Below are 1,393 nucleotides of genomic sequence, written 5' to 3'. Positions count from 1 at the left end.
TCGGTCAGATCCGCCTGGTGAATCACCGCGACCACCTCGGCGACCGTCCCATGGCCACTCGCGAAAGCCTGCGCCGCGCCGTCGCCACCCTGGCCGAGCGCAGCGGCCCGGAAGACCTGGTGTTCATCTACCTGACCAGCCATGGCACCAGCGAGCACGAACTGGTCCTCGACCAACCGCGCATGGAACTGGCCGACCTGCCCGCCGACGAACTGGCCGCGGTGCTGGCGCCGCTGAAGAACCGCGACAAGATCGTGGTGATTTCCGCCTGCTATTCCGGCGGTTTCATTCCGGCGCTCAAGGATGAACGGACCCTGGTGATGACCGCTTCGCGGGCCGACCGGGTGTCCTTCGGCTGCTCGGAAGAGGCCAACTTCACTTACTTTGGCGACGCCCTGTTCGCCCAGGCACTGAACCAGACCGACGACTTGGAACAAGCCTTCAAGCGTGCCAAGGGCATCGTCGCGGAGCGGGAGCAGGCGGACAATTTCGAAGCCTCCGAGCCGCAGATCTGGGCGCCTCGCACCGTGCTGTCCCACTGGCAATTGCTACGCAAGCAGCAGGCGCGGAAAGCGTTGCAAAGTGCTGCACTGAACGACGAGGCCAAAAAGAGCAACTAAGCTGAACCGTATCAAGGGGGAAACACTATGTACTTGACGCCTCAGCATGTTTTGCTCGCCGGCGCGACCGGGTTGACCGGGGAACACCTGCTGGATCGGCTGCTCAACGAGCCGACCATCACCCGGGTACTGGCGCCGTCCCGCCGGCCACTGGCCGAGCATCCGCACCTGGAAAATCCGGTTGGGGAACCGGCCGACCTGCTGCAGCGGCTGGAAGGCCCGGTCGACATAGCCTTCTGCTGCCTCGGCACCACTATCAAGAAAGCCGGCTCCGAGCAGGCCTTTCGCGCGGTGGACCTGGACCTGGTGGTGGCCTTCGCCAAACGCGCCCGGGAGCTGGGCGCACGCCATCTGATCGTGATCAGCGCGCTGGGGGCCGATGCCAAGTCTTCGATTTTCTACAACCGGGTCAAAGGTGAAATGGAAGCCGCCCTCAAGGCCCAGGACTGGCCGCAACTGACCCTCTGCCGTCCCTCGCTGTTGCTGGGAGATCGAGTAGAGCCGCGTTTGGCCGAGCAACTGGCCGGGCCGTTGTCCAAGTTGATCCCGGGCAAATACCACGGCATCGAAGCCTGCCAACTGGCCCGGGCCATGTGGCGTCTGGCGCTGGAAGAACAGGATGGGGTGCGGGTGGTGGAATCGGATGAGTTGCGCAAGCTTGGCAAATAGTAGCGCCTCGCCGGGTGCCCTGTAGGAGCTGGCGTAGCCTGCGATCTTTTGATCTTTTGATCTTTCGCTTGGGACTCAAGTGGCTGGGGAAAGATCGCAGCCTC

2 protein-coding genes are annotated in these 1,393 nt (G+C 63.5%); both read left to right on the top strand.

All coding sequences use genetic code 11. The features are described 5' to 3' along the window. The coding region (locus OC610_RS27440) for a C13 family peptidase (RefSeq protein ID WP_264432589.1) at positions 1 to 620 on the top strand (620 nt) is incomplete at its 5' end. 27 nt (positions 621 to 647) lie between these two features. After that, positions 648 to 1,289 (top strand): oxidoreductase, encoded by a 642-nt coding sequence (locus OC610_RS27435; RefSeq protein ID WP_264432587.1) that lies wholly within the window; start codon positions 648 to 650, stop codon positions 1,287 to 1,289. The last annotated feature ends 104 nt before the right edge of the window (positions 1,290 to 1,393 follow it).

It is taken from the genome of Pseudomonas agronomica, from assembly GCF_025917275.1.
Classification (GTDB): domain Bacteria; phylum Pseudomonadota; class Gammaproteobacteria; order Pseudomonadales; family Pseudomonadaceae; genus Aquipseudomonas; species Aquipseudomonas agronomica.
The sequence above is the reverse complement of the archived record's forward strand: the minus strand, read 5'-3'. Positions and strand labels throughout refer to the sequence as shown.